Genomic DNA, 18,144 nt, shown 5'->3' with positions numbered 1-18,144 from the left:
AGCGGCCAAATGTCGCGGCAGCCGGTCGAAAAGATGGCGAGTAGCTATTATTTTTTCGATTAATGCGAACATTTCACTGGAAAACTGCTTTTTAAACCCGAAATACTCATTCCTGGAGCGTCAAACCTGTCTCGGCATTCCAGCCTCCGCCCAGTGCGGCGATCAATTGAACGCTGGCAATCAACCTGCTTTGCAGCACGCTGAGCACACTGCGCTCGTTACTCAATGCGGTGGCCTGAACATTGACGACGTCCAGGTAACCAATCAGCCCGGCCTTGTATTGATTGTTGGTCAGGCGCAGCGAATCACGAGCCGAGACCAGCGCCTCCTGGCGCACCGCAGCTTCCTGCTCGTACACCTTGAGCTGAACCAGATAGTTCTCGACCTCCTGAAAACCGTTCAGCACGGTCTGCCGGTACTGGGCGACAGTCTGGTCATACACGGCCTCGGTACGATCAACCTCGGCCGAACGCCTGCCGCCGTCGAACAGGGTCAGCGCCAGCTGCGGGCCCACCGACCAGAAGCGATTGGGCAGGCTGATCCAGTTGGCAAAGGTACTGCTGCTGTAACCGCCGCTCATGCTCAGCGTGAAGTCCGGATAGTAAGCGGCCTTGGCCACGCCGATGTTGGCATTGGCACCCATGACCGAGCGCTCGGCGGCGGCAATGTCAGGGCGGCGTTCGAGTAACTGCGAAGGCAGGCCTGGCGGAATCTGCGGCAACTGCGGAATCGAGGTGGTGGCGGGCAGACTGAAGTCTGCCGGCGCCATCCCGATCAGTACGGCGATGGCATTCTCATACTGCGCACGCTGCCAAGCCAGATCGATCAGGTCGGCCTGGGTACTTTTCAACTGCGTCTGCGCCTGCGCGACAGCGTCACTTCCGGAAATACCGGCGCGGTACTGGTTCTGCGTCAGGGTCAGGGAGCGCTGATAGGCATCCACCGTGGATTCCAGCAGGCGTTTTTGTTCATCGATCACGCGCAGTTGCAGGTAATTCTGCACCAGCTCCGATTGCAGGCTCAGACGCATCGCGGCCAGGTCGGCAAGACTCGCCTGAGCATTGGCGGTGTCGGCCTCCAGCCCGCGACGCAGCTTGCCCCAGACGTCGGCCTCCCAACTTACGCCCAGTTGCGCGTTATAGCTGTTGCGAATTCCCGAGACACTCGTGCCGCTATTCGAGGTGCCAGTGCCCTGCCCCGAGCGGGTCTTGCCGGTCGTCAGGTCGAGGGTCGGCAGAAATGCACCCCGGGAGCTGCGCACCAGTGTTTGTGCCTGTCGATACTGCGCGTCGTATTGGGCGACGGTCTGGTTGGAGGTGTTGAGGCGCTCGACCAAGGCGTTCAGTTGCGGGTCCTTGTACACCTCCCACCATGCACCTTTGGCCATCCCGTCACTTGGCGTGGCCGCACGCCAGCCCTGCGCAGCCTTGAACTGAGCGGGTGCGGCCATGGACGGTTTCTGGTAATCCGGGCCCACAGCGCAGGCGCTGAGCAGCACGACGCAAAGCCCCAGCGCGAATGGACGAATCAACCCTGTCGGGCGGGAGGTGAATGCCAGGCGTTCGGTCATAGCGGAGTTTCCAGAGCAGCATCGGTGCGCACGCCACGCCATTTGTTGTAACGATGGCGCAGACGGTCGAGATAAAGGTAAACCACCGGGGTGGTATAGAGGGTCAGGACCTGGCTGAAGATCAGGCCACCAATGATGGTCAAGCCCAGCGGCTTGCGCATTTCAGCGCCTTCGGCGGTGCTCAGCAGCAGCGGCAAGGCGCCCAGGATGGCGGCCATCGTGGTCATCAGAATGGGCCGCAGGCGCTGCAGGCAGGCGCTGCGGATCGACTCTTGCGGTGTCATTCCCTGCTCGCGCTCCAGATGCAGGGCAAGGTCGATCATCATAATCGCGTTTTTCTTGACCACACCAATCAGCAGGAACAGCCCCAACAATGAAATCAGACTGAATTCGCTGCCCAGCACATAGATCGTCAGCAATGCGCCAACCCCTGCGGAAGGAAGCGTCGAGAGGATGGTCAGCGGATGAATGTAGCTTTCATAGAGGATCCCCAGCACCAGGTACACCGCCAGCAAGGCACCGAGGATCATCCACGGCTGACTTTTCTGCGTAGAGGCGAAGGCATTGGCAGTCCCGGCCATTTTGGAAATGATGTCGGAAGGCAGCCCGATGGCGGCAATCGCCCGCTCTATCGCCACGGTGGCCTTGTCGAGGCTGGCCCCTTCGGCCAGATCGAAGGAGATGTTTTCGGCAGCGAACTGACCGTCATGCGATACCCGGTCATTGGCCAGACTGCGCTCGTAATGGGCGATGCTCGACAGCGGTACGCGCTGCCCGTCTGCAGTAATGACCTGGACCTGCTCCAGCGTCACCGGGTCCTGCGCGTATTTGGGATTGACCTCCATCACCACCTTGTACTGGTTGAGGCTGTCATAGATGGTCGATACCTGGCGCTGGCTGTAGGCGTTGTTGAGCACCGCCGTAACCATGTTCATATCGATACCCAGCCGCTTGGCTGTGTCACGGTTGACCACCAGGGTCACCTGCTGTGCGCCGCGCCCTTCCCGTGCGTCGATGGCGGTCAGCTCGGGGATCGACTTGAGCGCAGCGACGATCTTCGGATACCACAGACGCAGGCTGCCCAGATCAGCGCTCTGCACGATGTATTGATACTGCGAACTGGTCTGCTCGCGACCGCCGCCCAGTTGCAGGTCCTGATCCGGAGCCAGGAACAGCCTGCCGCCCGGCACATGCGGCATGTTCTTGCGCAGGCGCTCGACCACTTTCTCGGCAGACAGCTTGCGCTCGGCAATCGGCTTGAGGCGCACGATCATGAAGGCGTTATTGGTGCCACCGCTGCCACCGATAAAACCGGCCACGCTTTCCACCGCAGGGTCAGCGAGAATCGACAGGCGGAAGGTCTCCATTTTCGGCTGCATGACGGAAAACGAAAGGCCGTCGTCACCGCGCACGAAGCCCATCAGTTGCCCGGTGTCCTGTTGCGGCAGAAAGGTCTTGGGCACCACCACGTACAGCGCGATATTGACCACCACCGTGACCAGCAGACTGAGCAGCGTCAGCCGTCGATGCCGCATCACCCAGCCCAGCGAGCGGTCGTAACCTGCAACCATTCGATCGTTGACTCGCTCGCTCCAGCGCTGAAAGGCGTTTTCCCCATGGGCTTCGCGTGGCTTCAACCAGCGCGCGCACAACATCGGCGTCAGGGTCAGGGATACGATCAGCGAGACGATGATCGACACCGACAAGGTGATGGAAAACTCGCGAAACAGACTTTCGACCAGGCCGCCCATGAACAGGATGGAAATGAACACCGCAACCAGCGAGACGTTCATCGACAGCAAGGTGAACCCCACCTCCTTGGCGCCCAGAAAAGCCGCTTTCATGGGGTCGAGGCCGTTGTGAATATGCCGGGATATGTTTTCCAGCACTACGATGGCATCGTCCACCACCAGACCCGTAGCGAGGATCAACGCCATCAGTGACAGGTTGTTCAGGGAGAAACCGAACAGGTGCATGATCGCAAAGGTGCCGACCAGCGACACCGGAACCGCCAGGGTGGGGATCAGCGAGGCGCGAAAACTGCCAAGAAACAGGAACACCACCATCACCACCAGCACCACGGCAATCAGCAGGGTCATTTCGGCCTCGTGCAGCGTCGCCTTGATCACCGGTGAGCGATCCATCGCGATATTGAGACTTACACTGGCCGGCAGCACCGCGCGCAGCGCCGGCAACTGCGCCTTGATCTGTGCCACGGTTTCAATGATGTTGGCGCCCGCCTGACGGTTGACGACCAGCAGCACGGCACGGTCATTGTTATAGAACCCGCTGTTGTAACGGTCCTCCACGGCGTCGCTGACTTTGGCCACGTCCTTCAGGCGCAAGGTCGCTCCGTCCTTGTAGCGAATGATCAGCGGCGCATAATCCTCGGCGGTTTCCAGCTGGTCGTTGGCCTGCACCTGCCAGTTGTGCTGGTCGTCCTCCACAAAGCCCTTCGGCCGTCTTACGTTGGTGCTGGTGATCGCAGTGCGCACGTCGTCGAGCGATACACCGTACTGGGAGAGCATCTGCGGCTCCAGCTCGATACGCACGGCAGGCAGCGAGCTGCCGCCGATCTGCACTTCGCCGACCCCGGAAACCTGTGACAGGCTCTGCGACAGGATGGTGGAGGCCAGGTCGTACAGCTGGCCCTTTTCCAGAACCGTCGAAGTCATCGACAACACCATGATCGGCGCCTGGGACGGGTTGACCTTCTTGTAGGTCGGCATGCTGCGCATCCCGCTGGGCAGCAGGTTGCGTGAGGCATTGATAGCCGCTTGCACTTCCCGGGCAGCGCCATTGATGTCGCGATTCAGATCGAACTGCAGAATGATCCGTGTCGTGCCCTGGCTTGAATTGCTGGTCATGGTGTTGATGCCGGCAATACTGCCCAGCGAACGCTCCAGCGGCGTTGCCACCGTGGACGCCATCACCTCCGGACTGGCACCGGCGAGACTGGCCGAGACCACAATCACCGGAAAATCCATGTTCGGCAACGGCGCCACCGGCAACAGGCGAAAGCTCACTGCGCCGAGCAGCATGATTGCCAGGCTCAGAAGAACGGTCGCCACGGGGCGGCGGATGAACGGCGCTGAGAGGTTCATGCGTCAGCCCGTTCCAGACGGTCCGGATCGGCAGGTTTGCGACTCCAGCGACGGCCAAGGCGGTCGAAATACAGGTAGATGACCGGGGTGGTGAACAGTGTCAGGACCTGACTGAGCAACAGCCCGCCGACCATCACCAAACCCAGTGGTTGCCGCAATTCGGCGCCGGAACCGCTGGCGAGCATCAGCGGGATGGCACCGAACAACGCTGCCAGGGTGGTCATGAGAATCGGCCGGAAGCGCAACAGCGCCGCGTCGTAGATCGCCTTTTCAGGCGCAACACCGCGATTGCGTTCCGCGTCGAGCGCGAAGTCGATCATCATGATCGCGTTCTTCTTGACGATGCCGATCAGCAGAATGATGCCGATGATCGCGATCATCCCCAGATCGTTGCCGCTGATCAGCAGGGCCAGCAAAGCCCCCACCGCTGCCGACGGCAGGGTCGAAAGGATGGTGATCGGGTGAATGTAGCTCTCGTAGAGGACACCCAGCACGATGTACATGGTGACCACCGCCGCCAGAATCAGCAGCAACGTGCTGGACAGCGAAGCCTGAAACGCTTCGGCAGCGCCCTGAAACTGGGTCTGCACGCCAATCGGCATGCCGATCTCCTGTTCCACCTGTTCGATTACCTTCACCGCATTGCCGAGGGCAATATCGGGCGCCAGGTTGAACGACATCATCACGGCCGGGAACTGCCCAAGGTGCGCAATGGCCAACTGTGCCTGGCGCTGCTCGACACGTGCCAGGCTCGACAGCTTCACCTGTGCGCCATCGGTGGTCTTGACGTGGATCTGCTCGAGCGCCGCCGGGCCGAGCTCACTGCCCGACGCAGCCTGCAGCACCACGCGGTACTGGCTGGCCTGCGTATAGATGGTGGATATCTGGCGCTGACCGAATGCGTCGTACAGTGCATCGGTAATGTTCGCAACGGTGACCCCGACCCGGCTGGCCGCATCACGATCGATGTTCAGGTACACCTGCAAACCTTTGTCTTGCAGGTCGCTGGCCACATCCCTCAGTTCGGGCCGCTTGCCAAGCGCGTCCACCAGCTTTTCGCTCCACAGCGTCAGCAGTTCGGCGTCGGGCGACGACATGCTGAATTGATACTGGGTGCGACTGACCCGATCTTCGATGGTCAGGTCCTGCACCGGCTGCATGAACAGGCGGATATCAGACAGCTTGTCGACCTCGGGCTGCAAGCGCTGGATCACCTCGGACGCGGTCAGGTCCCGCGCTCCGTGGGGCTTGAGGTTGATCAGCAGACGCCCGCTGTTGAGCGTGGCATTGTCACCGTCGACGCCGATGTAGGACGACAGGCTGACCACTGCCGGGTCCTTGAGAATGATGTCGGCGAGTGCTTGCTGACGCTGGCTCATCGCCGCGAACGAGACCGACTGTGGCGCTTCCGAAATACCCTGGATCACCCCGGTGTCCTGCACCGGGAAGAAGCCCTTGGGCACCACGATGTACAGCAGCACCGTCAATGCCAGGGTGGCCAGGGCAACCAGCAGGGTCAGTGGCTGATGCTTGAGCACCCAGCGCAGCCTGCCCGCGTAGATGTCGATCAGCCAGTCGATCCAGGCTCCGCTGGCCCGGTAAAAACGGCTCTGCTCTTCTTCCTTCGGCTCGCGCTTGAGCAAGCGCGCGCACATCATCGGTGTCAGGGTCAGCGATACCACCAGCGATATCAATATCGCGACCGCGAGGGTAATCGCGAACTCGCGGAACAGCCGCCCTACCACATCGGCCATGAACAACAGCGGGATCAATACCGCAATCAGTGACAGGGTCAGGGAAATCAGGGTGAAACCGATCTGCTTCGCGCCCTTGAGTGCCGCTTGCAAGGGCGTCTCGCCCTCTTCGATATGCCGGGAGATGTTTTCCAGCATGACGATGGCGTCATCGACGACGAAACCGGTCGCAATGGTCATGGCCATCAGCGTCAGGTTGTTGACCGAGAAACCCGCCAGGTACATCACGCCGAACGTACCTACCAGCGAGAGAGGAACGGCAATCGAGGGGATGATCGTCGCGCTGAAACGACGCAGAAACAGGAACGTTACCAGCACCACCAGGATGATCGCGATCAGCAGCTCGTGCTGAACATCGGTCACCGAAGCGCGAATCGTCTGCGTGCGGTCCGTCAGGACCACGACATCAAGGCCGGCCGGAAGGTTTTCGGTGATCGACGGCAGCAACGCCTTGATCCGGTCGACCACCTCGATCACGTTGGCGCCCGGCTGGCGCTGAATGTTCAACAGCACTGCCTGGCTCCGATTGGCCCAGGCCGCGAGCCGCTCGTTTTCGGCACCATCGACAATTTCGGCCACATCCTTCAGGCGCAAGGGTGCGCCATCCTTGTAGGCCAGAATCAGGTTGGCGTACTCCTCGGGAGACTTCAGCTGATCGTTGGCATCCAGCATCGAAACCCGGGTCGGCCCGTCGAAGTTGCCCTTCGGCTGGTTGACGTTGGAGGCGCTGATCAGGGTACGCACATCGGACAGGTTGAGGCTGTTGGCGGCCAGCGCCTCCGGGTTGACCTTGATCCGTACCGCCTGACGCTGCCCGCCGGCAATGCTGACCATACCCACGCCGCTGATCTGCGAGATCTTCTGCGCCATGCGCGTATCGACCAGATCATTGAGCTTGGGCAGCAACATGGTTTTCGAGGTGATCGCCAGGGTCAGGACCGGCGTGTCGGCCGGGTTGACCTTGTTGTAGACCGGAGGCGCCGGCAGATCGGTCGGCAGCAGGTTGGTGGCCGCGTTGATCGCCGCCTGCACCTGCTGCTCGGCGACATCCATATTGATGTCGAGGCTGAAGCGCAACGTAATGACCGACGCACCGCCCGAGCTGGTCGAGGCCATCTGGGTCAGGCCGGGCATCTGTCCGAATTGACGTTCCAGAGGCGCGGTCACAGAGCTGGTCATCACCTGCGGGCTGGCGCCCGGGTACAGGGTCATCACCCGAATGGTCGGGTAGTCGACCTGGGGCAACGCCGAAACCGGCAGCAAGGTATAGGCGATCAGACCGGCCAGGACGATTGCCAACATACTCAGTGTGGTGGCAACCGGGCGCAGGATGAACAGGCGCGACATGTTCATACGTTTGGTTTTTCCACCTTGCCGAGCGCCGCCGACTTGTCGGTCTTGCTGTCAGGCTTGCCTTGCAGCTTCTGAGCCGGGCCAGCCGGTACTTCCTTGCTGTCGTTGACGACCTCGACTTCGGCACCGTCGCGCAGGCGGTCGGTGCCTTCTAGCACCACCCGCTCGCCAGCTGCCAGACCTTCGGTAATCACCGTGGATGTCTCGTCGCTCGGCCCGGTCTTCAGCAGCTTGAGTTTGACCTTCTTGTCACCGTCCAGCACATAGACAAAGGTCCCGTCGGTGCCGAACTGCACGGCCGCGGTCGGTACGAGCGTGACGTTTTTCAGCGTGTCGGCCCGCAGCCGCACGTTGACGAACTGATTGGGAAACAGGACCTCGTCGCTGTTATCGAAACGCGCCTTGAACTTCAGTGTGCCGGTGGCCACGTCGATCTGGTTGTCGAGGCTGGCCAGTACGCCGGAGGCCTGCATCTTCGTATCGCCACGGTCCCAGGCTTCAACGGGCAGCTTCTCGCCAGTGCGATAGCGGGAAATGACTTTCGACAGGTCTTTTTCAGGCAGCGTGAACGCCACGGAAATAGGCTGGGTCTGGGTTATCACCACCAGTGCGGTGGTGTCATTGGCGGCAACCAGATTGCCCACATCCAGCTGTTTAAGGCCGACACGCCCGGCAATCGGGGCCCGGATGCGGCTGAAGTCCAGGCTCAGTTTTGCGTCAGCCACGGCAGCCTGATTGGTCTTGATCGTGCCCTTGTATTGATTGACCAGCGACTCGGCAGTGTCGAGGGTCTGCTTGGCGATGCTGTCCTCGGCAAACAACCCGCGGTAACGCTGCACGTCGAGCTGGGCATTTTTGAGCAGCGCCTGATTGGTGGCCAGCGTACCTTCGGCCTGCTGCAACGCCACTTGATAGCTGCGCGGATCGATTTCTGCCAGCAGATCGCCAGCCTTGACCATCTGCCCTTCCTGGAAATAAAGCTTGACCAGCTCCCCCGCCACTCGGCTGCGCACATTGATGGTGTTCATCGCCGTCACGGTGCCAAGCGCCTTGTAGTAAATCGGAAAATCCCCTTCGGTGGCCGGGGCCACACGCACCGGGACAGCCACAGCCGAGCCGCCGAAGCCGGGCCGTGCCATGCCGCTTGCAGCAGGCTTCTTGTTGCTCTCGGCCCCCTTGCCGGAAGTGGACGCAGGCCAGAACCACCAGCACAAGGCAACAATGACCAGCAGGACCAACAAACTGATCAACCAGCGACGGGATTTACGGGAGCCAGACGATTGCATGAATAAATCAACCATTACAGGTGGGGGTTTGTTCAGAAGGCTGAACAATAAGCACAGTTACGTTACAAGCAAAGCGCCTTTACCAAGCGCTTACTTTGGATAAACGTATGAAGCACAAACAAAAAAAACGGCCTGAGCGGATTCAGGCCGTCTATAGCTTGCGGAAAGTTACTTCAGCACAGCCAGTGCAGCGTCGTAGTTGGGCTCGCTACCGATCTCGGCAACCAGTTCGCTGTGCAGCACCTTGTCGTTCTCGTCCAGAACCACCACGGCGCGCGCAGTCAGACCCGCGAGCGGGCCGTCTGCAACGGCAACACCATAGTTCTGAGCAAAGTCGGCGCTGCGGAACGAGGACAGGTTCTGAACATTCTCCAGACCTTCGGAGCCGCAGAACCGGGCCTGGGCAAACGGCAGGTCAGCCGAGATGCACAGAACCACGGCGTTGTTCAGGTCATTGGCCTGGGTGTTGAATTTACGTACCGAGGTGGCACAGGTCGGCGTATCGACACTCGGGAAGATGTTCAATACCTTGCGCTTGCCAGCGAAGGAAGCCAGGGTTTTATCGGCAAGACCTGCGCCGACCAGCGTGAAATCGTGTGCCTTGCTACCGACTTCAGGCAGGTTGCCACTGACCTGGACGGGGCTGCCTTTGAGGGTCACTTGAGCCATGAAACACGTTCCTTTTCAAAATGGATGAAAGAGCCGGAAGTTAAACACGAAAGTGTGCCGCGGCCTATATGGGATAATTCTGAATTTTTTTCAGGAAACCAGTCTGTCCCTGATATCTGTGTGGGCACACAATTCCACCAGCCAATCAACGAATACTCTGACCCGTCGTGACAACTGTCGATGCGGAGGGTAAAGCGCCGTCAGTGGCAGTGGTGGCGGACGATGCAATCGCAGTACCTCTACCAGCACACCGCTGCGCAATTGCGTGGCCACATGGTAGCGAGGCACCTGAATCAGGCCGAAACCCGCTTCGCACGCCGCGACATAGCCATCGGCACTGTTGACCGCGATCGAGCAGGCCGAGGCGTGTTCAACGTCCATGCCATCGGCCATGAACTCCAGGCCATAACGCTTGCCGGTACTGGTCGAAAAATATTCGATTACCTGATGTTGCGCGAGCTCCTGCAGGGTCAATGGCGTGCCGTGTTGCTGCAGGTACTCGCGACTGGCGCAGGTAATCTGGGTCAGACTGCCAAGGGGCCTGGCAACCAGCGTTTCATCGAGTGCCGCTCCGGCACGCAATACGCAGTCCACGCCTTCGCGAATCAGATCGACCGGCCTGTCACTCATGCCGATCTCCAGACGAATCTGCGGGTAGCGCCGGCTGAATTCAGGCAACGCCGGGATGATGATCATACGGCCCAGACTGACCGGCAGATCGACGCGCAACAGCCCCTTGGGCTCGGCCCCCGTCGCAGAGAACGATGCTTCGGCATCCTCCAGATCGGCCAGCAGGCTGACGCAACGCTGGTAATAGGCCTTGCCGTCCGGGGTGGCGCTGACCTGACGCGTCGTACGCTGCAAAAGCTGTACGCCCAGGTGCGCTTCCAGTTGCTTGATCAGGATCGTCACCGAGGCACGGGGCATGTGCAGACTCTCGGCCGCCCTGGCGAAACCGCCCAGCTCGACAATGCGGGTGAACACGCGCATGGCGTTGAATCGATCCATGATGACCGGCAACCTGAAGGTAGATGACGAGTGAAGGGACTTGCAGTTGCAAGCGGGAGATCCTGGAAAAGCCAGGCGGCTGAACCCGGGGCCGGGCCATTACCGCCATTGGCCATCGCTCAGAAGTCCCTTTTATAGAAAATATCCAGCGAGCTGGCAACACCGCTCGCGGCCTCGAGGTAGACCCGCTTGCTGAGCAGATAGCGCAACGCAATGGTATTGGCCGGTTCAAACACGCCTACGCCATAGCGCAGACTGAGCTTGTCGGTGATCTTGCCGCTGGCAACCACATTGGTCTTGTCGCCGGTTCCCGAGGTGTCCAGTTCGAAGTCCTTGATACCCAGATTGTCCGCGAGCTTGCCGGTGGTCGATGAGCTGCCTGCCACCCCCAGCGCCAGCGCAGCCTGAGCGACCATGTTGTTGTCTTCGCCGGAAGTGCTGAGCGGTCTGCCCATGACCAGATAGGACAGCGCCTGCTCCTGGCTCATCGCAGGCTCGGAGAACACTTCGGTAGTGGGCTGCTCGGCACTGCCGGTCAGGCGGATACCGGCAATCACGTCGTCGGTCTGCCGAATCGCCTCGATGTCCAGATAGGGCTGGTCGACCGGGCCGGCAAACAGCAGGCGTGCCTTGCGGATGGTCAGCCGCTGCCCGTAGGCACGATAACGACCATCGTTCAGGTTCAGTTCGCCACGGGTGTCCAGATTGTCACCAATGTGCACATGCCCGACCAGATTAGCGGTGAGCCCAAAGCCGCTGAAGCTGAGCTTTTCCTGGCCGACTTCCACATCGACATCCATCGCCACGGCAAGCGGCGGAGCGCCCTCCTCGGTCTGCTGTCCGACGATCACCGTGTCGCCGGAGAGCTTCACAGTGGAAGGCGGCAACTCGCGTACGGTAATCGCGCCCTTGGGCACCAGCACCTTGCCGGAGATGGCCAGTCGCTCACCCTGCATGGAGATTTTCAGGTCAGGCGCGGCCTCTACCGCCGCATAGGGTTCGACATTGATCGGCAGGCGCGAGCCCTTGAGGCTCACATCGACGTTCAGGCTCTGCCCCCATGCCACCTGACCGCCTATGCTGCCCTGTCCGCTGCTACCACTTTTCCAGCCGCCGTTGAGCTGGACGCTTTCTCCGGCAATCAACGCCTGGACCTTGAGGTCGTGCAGTTCCATGGGCAGTTCTGCACCCGCCACTTCTCCGCCTTCAAGCGTCACATTGCCGTTGACCAGTGGTGCCAGCAACGTGCCTGACAACCGGCCATTGCCATTCAGACGCCCATTGAGTTTCTGCACCATCGGCGCGAAAGGACGTGCCACCGAGATGTCCAGCCCCGAGAGGGTGAAATCGCCTGCCAGAGTCTTGTCCTTGGCCAGCGGGTCGATCTGCGCGTTGAGCAGCAGCCTGCCCAGCTTGCCGCCGTCGAAGTCCAGACGCGTGTCGATGCGTTTGGGCGCCAGCGTGGTGGCCAGTTTCAGCGTCTGATAAGGGAAGTCCAGCCACTGATTGTTGTTGCGCACCCGCAGCGTTCCGCCTCCGGCATCAATCGTGACCTTGCCACTTGGGCCGGCTGCAGGAATGTCGAGCTGCACGTCTGCATTCAGCGCGCCCTTCCAGGCAAAATCCTTGGGCATCCATTGCGCCAGGCTGTCCAGCGGGAAATTCTTGAGTTGATAACGCAGACGTGGCTCCGGCATCAGCCGCTGATCACCGCCACACAGGCTGGCGGCCCCGGACAGCCAGCAATGCGCGCCGAAGTTGAGGCGGCCATCGGCCAGACGCTCGATCTTCGCCGGCTGCTGCAAACGCCAGTTCTGCCCGCCGCTTTGCACAGTACCGCTGGCCAGCCGGCCTCGCCAGTCACCCTTGTCCAGACCACCGTCAAGGCCAATGGCAAGCTTGAGCAGAGGTCCTTGCAGGTCCAGCTTCAGTTGCTGGTTCTTGAGGGTACCCTGACCGTCCAACAGCAAGGTGCCCAGCTGGGTATCGCCAGCCTGAATACCAGCACCTTTGAGATTGATGACTGCGCGCTGCACCTGATCCAGTCTGGCGTTGAGCGTCAGGGTTTGCAGACGATTGTCCTGCAAGGCGAGCTGGCTACCCTGCAAGGCCAATTGCCCCTGGGGCGCCTGCAGCGTTCCGGCCAGGTCCAGCCGGCCTTTGACTTGCCCCTGCAAACGTGGCCAAAGCTGAGCCAGACGCGGCAGATCCAGGTCCAACTGCCCCTTGAGGCGCTCCTGCAGGCTGCCTGTCCCTTGAATACGGTTATCGCCAAGGCGGATGCTCAGGCTACTGACATTCCATTGCTGATCACGGCCGTCGGCCTTGGCTTGCAGCAGCGCAGGCTGACCCCGCAGGCGTCCTTTCAAATCGAGGTCGGCGCTGAGTTCGAGCTTTTCGTTGCGCAACTGGCCTTTGCTGCGCAACGGGCCAGCCAGTGTGCCGGGCAGTTCGGCAACCCAGAATGAAGGGTCCAGCGCACTCAGGTCCAGGGCTGTATCCCAGCCGATGCCGTCAGCAAATTGCAGGTTCAGAAAACCGCTGGCCTTGCCCTGCCCCGCGACCAGTTCCAGTTGCGGCAGATGGATCTCTTGAAGATTGCCGCTGAACGGGCTGACCAGCGTGAACGCACCGGCAGGTCCTTTGAGGCTGGCGTTGAAATTGCCGAGGTAATTGCCATCGGTATAGGAAATATCACCCTTGAAGGCATGCAATGCCACCTGAGGCTCTGACGCCAGTGGATACAGGCGCTGCCAGGGGAAATCCAGCCAGTCGACGCTCGCCTCAGCAGCAAAACCGCTCTGCCAGTTCATCTTGCCGGTGATGGCCAGACGCTGCTGATCATCTGCGGCCAGATCGAGCCCGGCAATGTTTGCCCCGTTGGCATCCACACGTCCTTTCAATGACAACGCAACAGGGCCTTTCTCGGCAGGAAGACTGGCGCTGCCGTCTATCAGGTAGCCCGAGTCAAGATTGCCCTCGGCAGTCAGCAGCAACTGGTCGAGCTGTAAAGTGTCAGGCAATGCAGCGCTGGGTTTGAAGTGTTCGGCAGTCAGCTTGATCCGTGCAGGAAGGTGCTCGGTCAGGGGTTGCAACTCGCCGGTCAGCAATCCCGGCAGATAACCGCTGCTGTCCGCCTTGAGTTGCAGCGTCTTCAACAGGTCGCCCTGGATATCCAGCGCCAGCATCCACGGCTGACCGTCCTGCGGCGGAAGTTGCAGTTGACCTTGCACGTTGAGGGGCCAGTCGCCCTCGGGTTTCAGCAGCCCATTAAGGTCCAGAACCAGCGCATCACGTTGCAGGTGCGCGCTGTCGATCTTCAAGCCTTCAGCGGTCCAGTGCGCTGCCAGCTTGAGATCGCGCAACTGTTCGACGCCATCCAGCTGCAGACCGCCTACCTGTATATCGCCCAGTTGCAGTGCGAGCGGCAACTTGAGCGTCGGTAGCTGGATCGGGCCATCGCTGCTGGGTGTATCTCCAGGGGGGAAATGCATCAGCACCTGCTGCGCATGCAGACGGTCGATGCACAGCGTCATCTTCAACAGGCAGGCAGGCGTCCAGGCAAAATCGACGGATTGGACCTCGACGCGGTCTGCGCCCTGCTGCCACACCAGACGCTCGGCGCTCCACTGGCCGCCCAGTCTTCCCTGAAAGTTTTCCAGCTGTACACCAGGCACCCGAGCCAGGGCCCACTGGCTGCCGGTATGGGTACCCAGCAGCAGCGCGACACTGATGATCATCAGCAGCAGTAATGCGAAAACTCCCAGCCCGACGACCCTGGCGCCGCGGGCCACATTTACCTTGTTCAAAGCTCCGGCCCCATCGAAAAGTGCAGACGGATTCCGCCTTCATCGTCCAGCGCATGGGCCAGATCGAGACGCAACGGGCCTACTGGAGACACCCAGCGCACGCCGAAACCAACACCGGTTTTCAGGTCTGGCTTGTCCAGGCTGTTGAACGAGTTGCCCTGATCGACGAAGGTCGCCAGGCGCCATTTGTCAGCAATGGAATATTGGTATTCGACGCTACCGGCAAACATGTATCGCCCGCCGATGCGGTCGCCGTCGGAATTGGTCGGTGACAGCTTCTGATAGTCATAGCCGCGCACGCTCTGATCACCGCCGGCAAAAAAGCGCAGCGATGGAGGTATCGAGGTGTAACCGTCCGTGAGGTTGCCGCCAAACTGCACACGACCGAGAAAACGGTGATTTTGCGCAACTGTCGTCAACCCTTTGAGCAGCACATTGGCATGCACCAGGTTGGCGTCAGACAACAGGCCCTCCTTGGCCACCTGCGTGTCGAATTGCAGGCGGTAACCCTGGTGCGGATCGATGCGGTTGTCACTGCGCAGGTACGAGTAGCTGATACCGGGCATCAGCAGCGTGCTGAGGCCGGCGTCATCGCCCAGGCGATATTCTTCGCGCTGCCATTTCAGGGATATGACCCGCTCCCAACCGCTGGGCAGCTTGCTGTGCCATTCAGGTCCGGCAGTCAGCAACTTGCTGAGGCTGTCGGTTCCGGCGATCTCTTCGTACTGATACCCGCCGGCGTAACGCAATTTGTCGGTCAGCGGCGGGTCGAGCGGTACGTCGTACCACAGGCCGATATTCTGCCGTGGCGCGGAGATTTCGGATTCGAACCCATAGCTGTGGCCCTGCGGGTTGGCCCAGTGCCGGGTCCAGTTGGCTTTGCCACGCGGGCCTACGTCGGTCGAATAGCCCAGGCCCAGCCCCATGGTGCGAGGTTTGCGGGTTTCGAGCTGGACAGTCACGGGGATAACCTGATTTTCCGCCGCAGTGGGCGCCGCATCGACCCGGACGCCCTCGAAATAGCCGCTGCCCTGCATGGCCTGGGTCAATTCGGCAATCAGTTGGGAGTCATAAGGCGTGTTTTCCTTGAACGGCACCATACGTTTGAGCAGATCGTCATCGAATGGCGCGTCGCCGCTGAACATGACCTTGCCAAGCGTGTAGCGCGGCCCGCTTTCATAGACCATTTCAATATCAGCCACACCGGCGCGCGGATCGATGGCCAGGCGCTGACGGGTGAAGTGACCGCTGAAAAACCCGTAACGCGACGCCTGATTCTGGATCAGACGCTTGGCGTCTTCATAATTGCCGTGATTCAACACTGCGCCGCTTTTCAGCGCGTCGCTACTCGGCACGCGAAAGGCCTTCATTGCCGCCGCCGGCCCTTCGACCCGGATCACCACGTTGCGCAGATGAATGGGTTCGCCCGGCTGGATATTGATCACCAGGCTGGGCTGCTCTCCGTCCTTGATCTCACTGTCGATCTGCGCCTGGTAATAGCCCAACGCCTGAGCGGCCTTTTCCGCCTGTTGCTCGGCCCCCAGACTGAAGCTGCGCAATGCCTGGGCATCACGCTCGCCCAGGTCTCCGATATACCCTTCGACGTTCGCCTTGAGTTGCGGATTGGCAGGCTTGACCCTGACATCGAGGCGGGCCTGGGCAAGCGCCGCCGCACTCATGGTCATCAGGAACACGCTGCTGAATAGTCTGAAAAGCTTCATGGGCGTAGATGCTACCACGATCGACAGGCTGCACTGGAAGCCCACGAATTGTCGGATATTCAGGCCATTACGTCAGGGACCGGCAGTGATACCTGAGGGTTTGGATGGAAAAATACATGCTCTCGGACAGGGCCTACAGCAATTTCTCCGATTTCCTCATAGCCTTGTCGCTTGTAGAACTCCAGATAACGCGGATTGCCCGTATCGACCACGATACCCTGAGAGTGTTCATCCACTGCGCACCAGTCGTGCAGCGCCGCCAGCAGTTGCTCGCTCAGGTCCTGACCCAGCTTCTGCCCCTGGAACTCCGGATCAAGGCCAATCAATGGCAGCACATGCACGGTTTCCGACGGCACGCAGGCAAGTACCGCGTTGTAATACGCCAGATAGCGCTGGGTGCAGCCCAGGCCCGTGTCCATCACCATGCGCAGGCGCCAGGCCCAGCTTTCGGTGACACCCAGGCGGCGCTGTGGCGGCGCGATCAGCGCTACACCGACCAGGCGGTCCTGCAGAAACAGGCCCAGCGCAGGCTGGTTTTGCAGAAAGTGTTGTTTGACCAGTTGGCGAATGGTCGCCAACACGCGTTGCTCATATCCCTCACGCTCGGCGTTGAACAGATAGGCAAATGTCGGATCGTGCCGGTAGGCCCTGAACAGCAAGGAACGGGTTTCGCGGGAATAACCACTGTCGAGTTGGCGAATTTCACCCGTGATGGCAGCAGGTAGGGACATAAAGGGCCTCGTGTTAACGGAACTGCGTCTGGCGCAGCGGTTTTTGCAAGCAGGCTTTCGAGTGATGGCCATTGATAACAGTTCCAATGAATTATCCAGACACGCCTCGGCCTGCGCTTCCGACACGGCACTGGTCCTGAAACCGCAGGTCGGCTAGCATCGCCGTTTGTTTTTGCTCAGGACCGCTGTTTTATGAAAATCGTCTCGTTCAACATCAATGGTCTGCGCGCTCGACCGCATCAGCTGGCGGCGCTGATCGACAAACATCAACCTGACGTGATCGGTCTTCAGGAAACCAAGGTTTCGGACGAGCAATTCCCCCAGGCTGAAGTCGAAGCGCTGGGTTATCACGTGCATTTCCACGGCCAGAAAGGCCATTACGGTGTGGCCCTGCTGTCGCGCAATGCGCCGCTGGCCCTGCACAAGGGTTTCGAAGGGGACGACGAGGACTCCCAGAAGCGTTTCATCTGGGGTACTTACGCCGACAGCAACGGCCAGCCGGTAACCATCATGAATGGCTACTTTCCACAGGGCGAGAGCCGTGATCACCCGACCAAATTCCCGGCCAAACAGCGCTTTTACGAAAATCTGCAAACGCTGCTCGAGAGCCAATTCCGCAACGATCAGCCGCTGATCGTCATGGGCGATGTGAATATTTCTCCGCAGGACTGCGATATCGGCATCGGCGCCGACAACGCCAAGCGCTGGCTGAAAACCGGCAAGTGCAGCTTTCTACCTGAAGAGCGAGAGTGGATGGAGCGCCTGAAAAGCTGGGGCCTGGTGGACACCTTTCGACACCTGTACCCGGAAGTCGTCGACCGCTTCAGCTGGTTCGACTATCGCAGCCGTGGCTTTGAAGACGAGCCCAAACGCGGCCTGCGCATTGACCTGATCATGACCTCTACCGGCTTGCAGCCACGCATCAAGGAAGCCGGCGTGGATTACGATTTGCGCGGAATGGAAAAACCGTCGGACCACGCGCCGATCTGGCTGGAACTGAGCTGACTGAGCGGCTCCTGCGCCCTTCCTGCGCGGTCCTTCCTTAATAAGGTCGGGCCGCGCGGAAATATGTACACATACTGAAGCTGTCATATTCCGGCAATCTCTCTGACTTATTCTCCCGGCACCCTCCCGTGATT

At 60.3% G+C, this 18,144-nt stretch carries 10 protein-coding genes; 1 reads left to right on the top strand and 9 read right to left on the bottom strand.

All coding sequences use genetic code 11. From position 1 onward, the window contains the following. Positions 1-106: 106 nt before the first annotated feature. The 9 genes from BLR20_RS03430 to BLR20_RS03390 all read right to left on the bottom strand — a co-directional run bounded on the left by BLR20_RS03430 (position 107) and on the right by BLR20_RS03390 (position 17,005). The gene (locus tag BLR20_RS03430; protein ID WP_054993667.1) at positions 107-1,570 is read right to left on the bottom strand and encodes an efflux transporter outer membrane subunit; all 1,464 of its coding nucleotides are present in this window, start codon (positions 1,568-1,570) and stop codon (positions 107-109) included. After that, entirely contained in the window at positions 1,567-4,674 is a 3,108-nt protein-coding gene (locus BLR20_RS03425) for an efflux RND transporter permease subunit (RefSeq protein ID WP_010429496.1), read from the bottom strand. The genes BLR20_RS03430 and BLR20_RS03425 overlap by 4 nt, the downstream gene beginning before the upstream one ends. Continuing rightward, entirely contained in the window at positions 4,671-7,781 is a 3,111-nt protein-coding gene (locus BLR20_RS03420; protein WP_054993668.1) for an MdtB/MuxB family multidrug efflux RND transporter permease subunit, read from the bottom strand. Before BLR20_RS03420 ends, BLR20_RS03425 begins: the two co-directional genes overlap by 4 nt. Further along, positions 7,778-9,082, bottom strand: coding sequence for an MdtA/MuxA family multidrug efflux RND transporter periplasmic adaptor subunit (locus BLR20_RS03415; protein ID WP_032614013.1), 1,305 nt, complete (start codon positions 9,080-9,082; stop codon positions 7,778-7,780). The genes BLR20_RS03420 and BLR20_RS03415 overlap by 4 nt, the downstream gene beginning before the upstream one ends. A gap of 153 nt (positions 9,083-9,235) precedes the next feature. Then, on the bottom strand, positions 9,236-9,736 hold the full coding sequence (gene tpx, locus BLR20_RS03410) for a thiol peroxidase (RefSeq protein WP_054993669.1): 501 nt from the start codon (positions 9,734-9,736) through the stop codon (positions 9,236-9,238). 90 nt (positions 9,737-9,826) lie between these two features. Continuing rightward, entirely contained in the window at positions 9,827-10,744 is a 918-nt protein-coding gene (locus BLR20_RS03405; RefSeq protein ID WP_054993670.1) for a LysR family transcriptional regulator, read from the bottom strand. Positions 10,745-10,863: 119 nt separating this feature from the next. Further along, a complete protein-coding gene (locus tag BLR20_RS03400) occupies positions 10,864-14,484 on the bottom strand; it encodes a translocation/assembly module TamB domain-containing protein (RefSeq protein WP_054993685.1) in 3,621 nt (1,206 codons plus the stop codon). Positions 14,485-14,549: 65 nt separating this feature from the next. Next, on the bottom strand, positions 14,550-16,274 hold the full coding sequence (locus tag BLR20_RS03395) for an autotransporter assembly complex protein TamA (RefSeq protein ID WP_054993671.1): 1,725 nt from the start codon (positions 16,272-16,274) through the stop codon (positions 14,550-14,552). Positions 16,275-16,333: 59 nt separating this feature from the next. Further along, complete coding sequence (locus BLR20_RS03390; protein ID WP_003345438.1) at positions 16,334-17,005, bottom strand: GNAT family N-acetyltransferase; 672 nt, start codon at positions 17,003-17,005, stop codon at positions 16,334-16,336. Positions 17,006-17,197: 192 nt separating this feature from the next. Between BLR20_RS03390 and xthA the strand changes: the two genes are divergently transcribed. Next, positions 17,198-18,010 carry an exodeoxyribonuclease III gene (xthA, locus tag BLR20_RS03385; protein WP_010429481.1) on the top strand — a complete coding sequence of 271 codons (813 nt, stop codon included), beginning with the start codon at positions 17,198-17,200 and terminating at the stop codon, positions 18,008-18,010. The last annotated feature ends 134 nt before the right edge of the window (positions 18,011-18,144 follow it).

This window comes from Pseudomonas congelans (genome assembly GCF_900103225.1).
Taxonomy (GTDB): Bacteria; Pseudomonadota; Gammaproteobacteria; order Pseudomonadales; family Pseudomonadaceae; genus Aquipseudomonas; species Aquipseudomonas congelans.
The sequence above is the reverse complement of the archived record's forward strand: the minus strand, read 5'-3'. Positions and strand labels throughout refer to the sequence as shown.

What these genes read in the sequence shown, in the direction of transcription:
- BLR20_RS03430 (WP_054993667.1), bottom strand. Translation starts at nt 1,570, where the DNA reads ATGACCGAACGCCTGGCATTCACCTCCCGCCCGACAGGGTTGATTCGT.
- BLR20_RS03425 (WP_010429496.1), bottom strand. Translation starts at nt 4,674, where the DNA reads ATGAACCTCTCAGCGCCGTTCATCCGCCGCCCCGTGGCGACCGTTCTT.
- BLR20_RS03420 (WP_054993668.1), bottom strand. Translation starts at nt 7,781, where the DNA reads ATGAACATGTCGCGCCTGTTCATCCTGCGCCCGGTTGCCACCACACTG.
- BLR20_RS03415 (WP_032614013.1), bottom strand. Translation starts at nt 9,082, where the DNA reads ATGGTTGATTTATTCATGCAATCGTCTGGCTCCCGTAAATCCCGTCGC.
- tpx (WP_054993669.1), bottom strand. Translation starts at nt 9,736, where the DNA reads ATGGCTCAAGTGACCCTCAAAGGCAGCCCCGTCCAGGTCAGTGGCAAC.
- BLR20_RS03405 (WP_054993670.1), bottom strand. Translation starts at nt 10,744, where the DNA reads ATGGATCGATTCAACGCCATGCGCGTGTTCACCCGCATTGTCGAGCTG.
- BLR20_RS03400 (WP_054993685.1), bottom strand. Translation starts at nt 14,484, where the DNA reads ATGATCATCAGTGTCGCGCTGCTGCTGGGTACCCATACCGGCAGCCAG.
- BLR20_RS03395 (WP_054993671.1), bottom strand. Translation starts at nt 16,274, where the DNA reads ATGAAGCTTTTCAGACTATTCAGCAGCGTGTTCCTGATGACCATGAGT.
- BLR20_RS03390 (WP_003345438.1), bottom strand. Translation starts at nt 17,005, where the DNA reads ATGTCCCTACCTGCTGCCATCACGGGTGAAATTCGCCAACTCGACAGT.
- xthA (WP_010429481.1), top strand. Translation starts at nt 17,198, where the DNA reads ATGAAAATCGTCTCGTTCAACATCAATGGTCTGCGCGCTCGACCGCAT.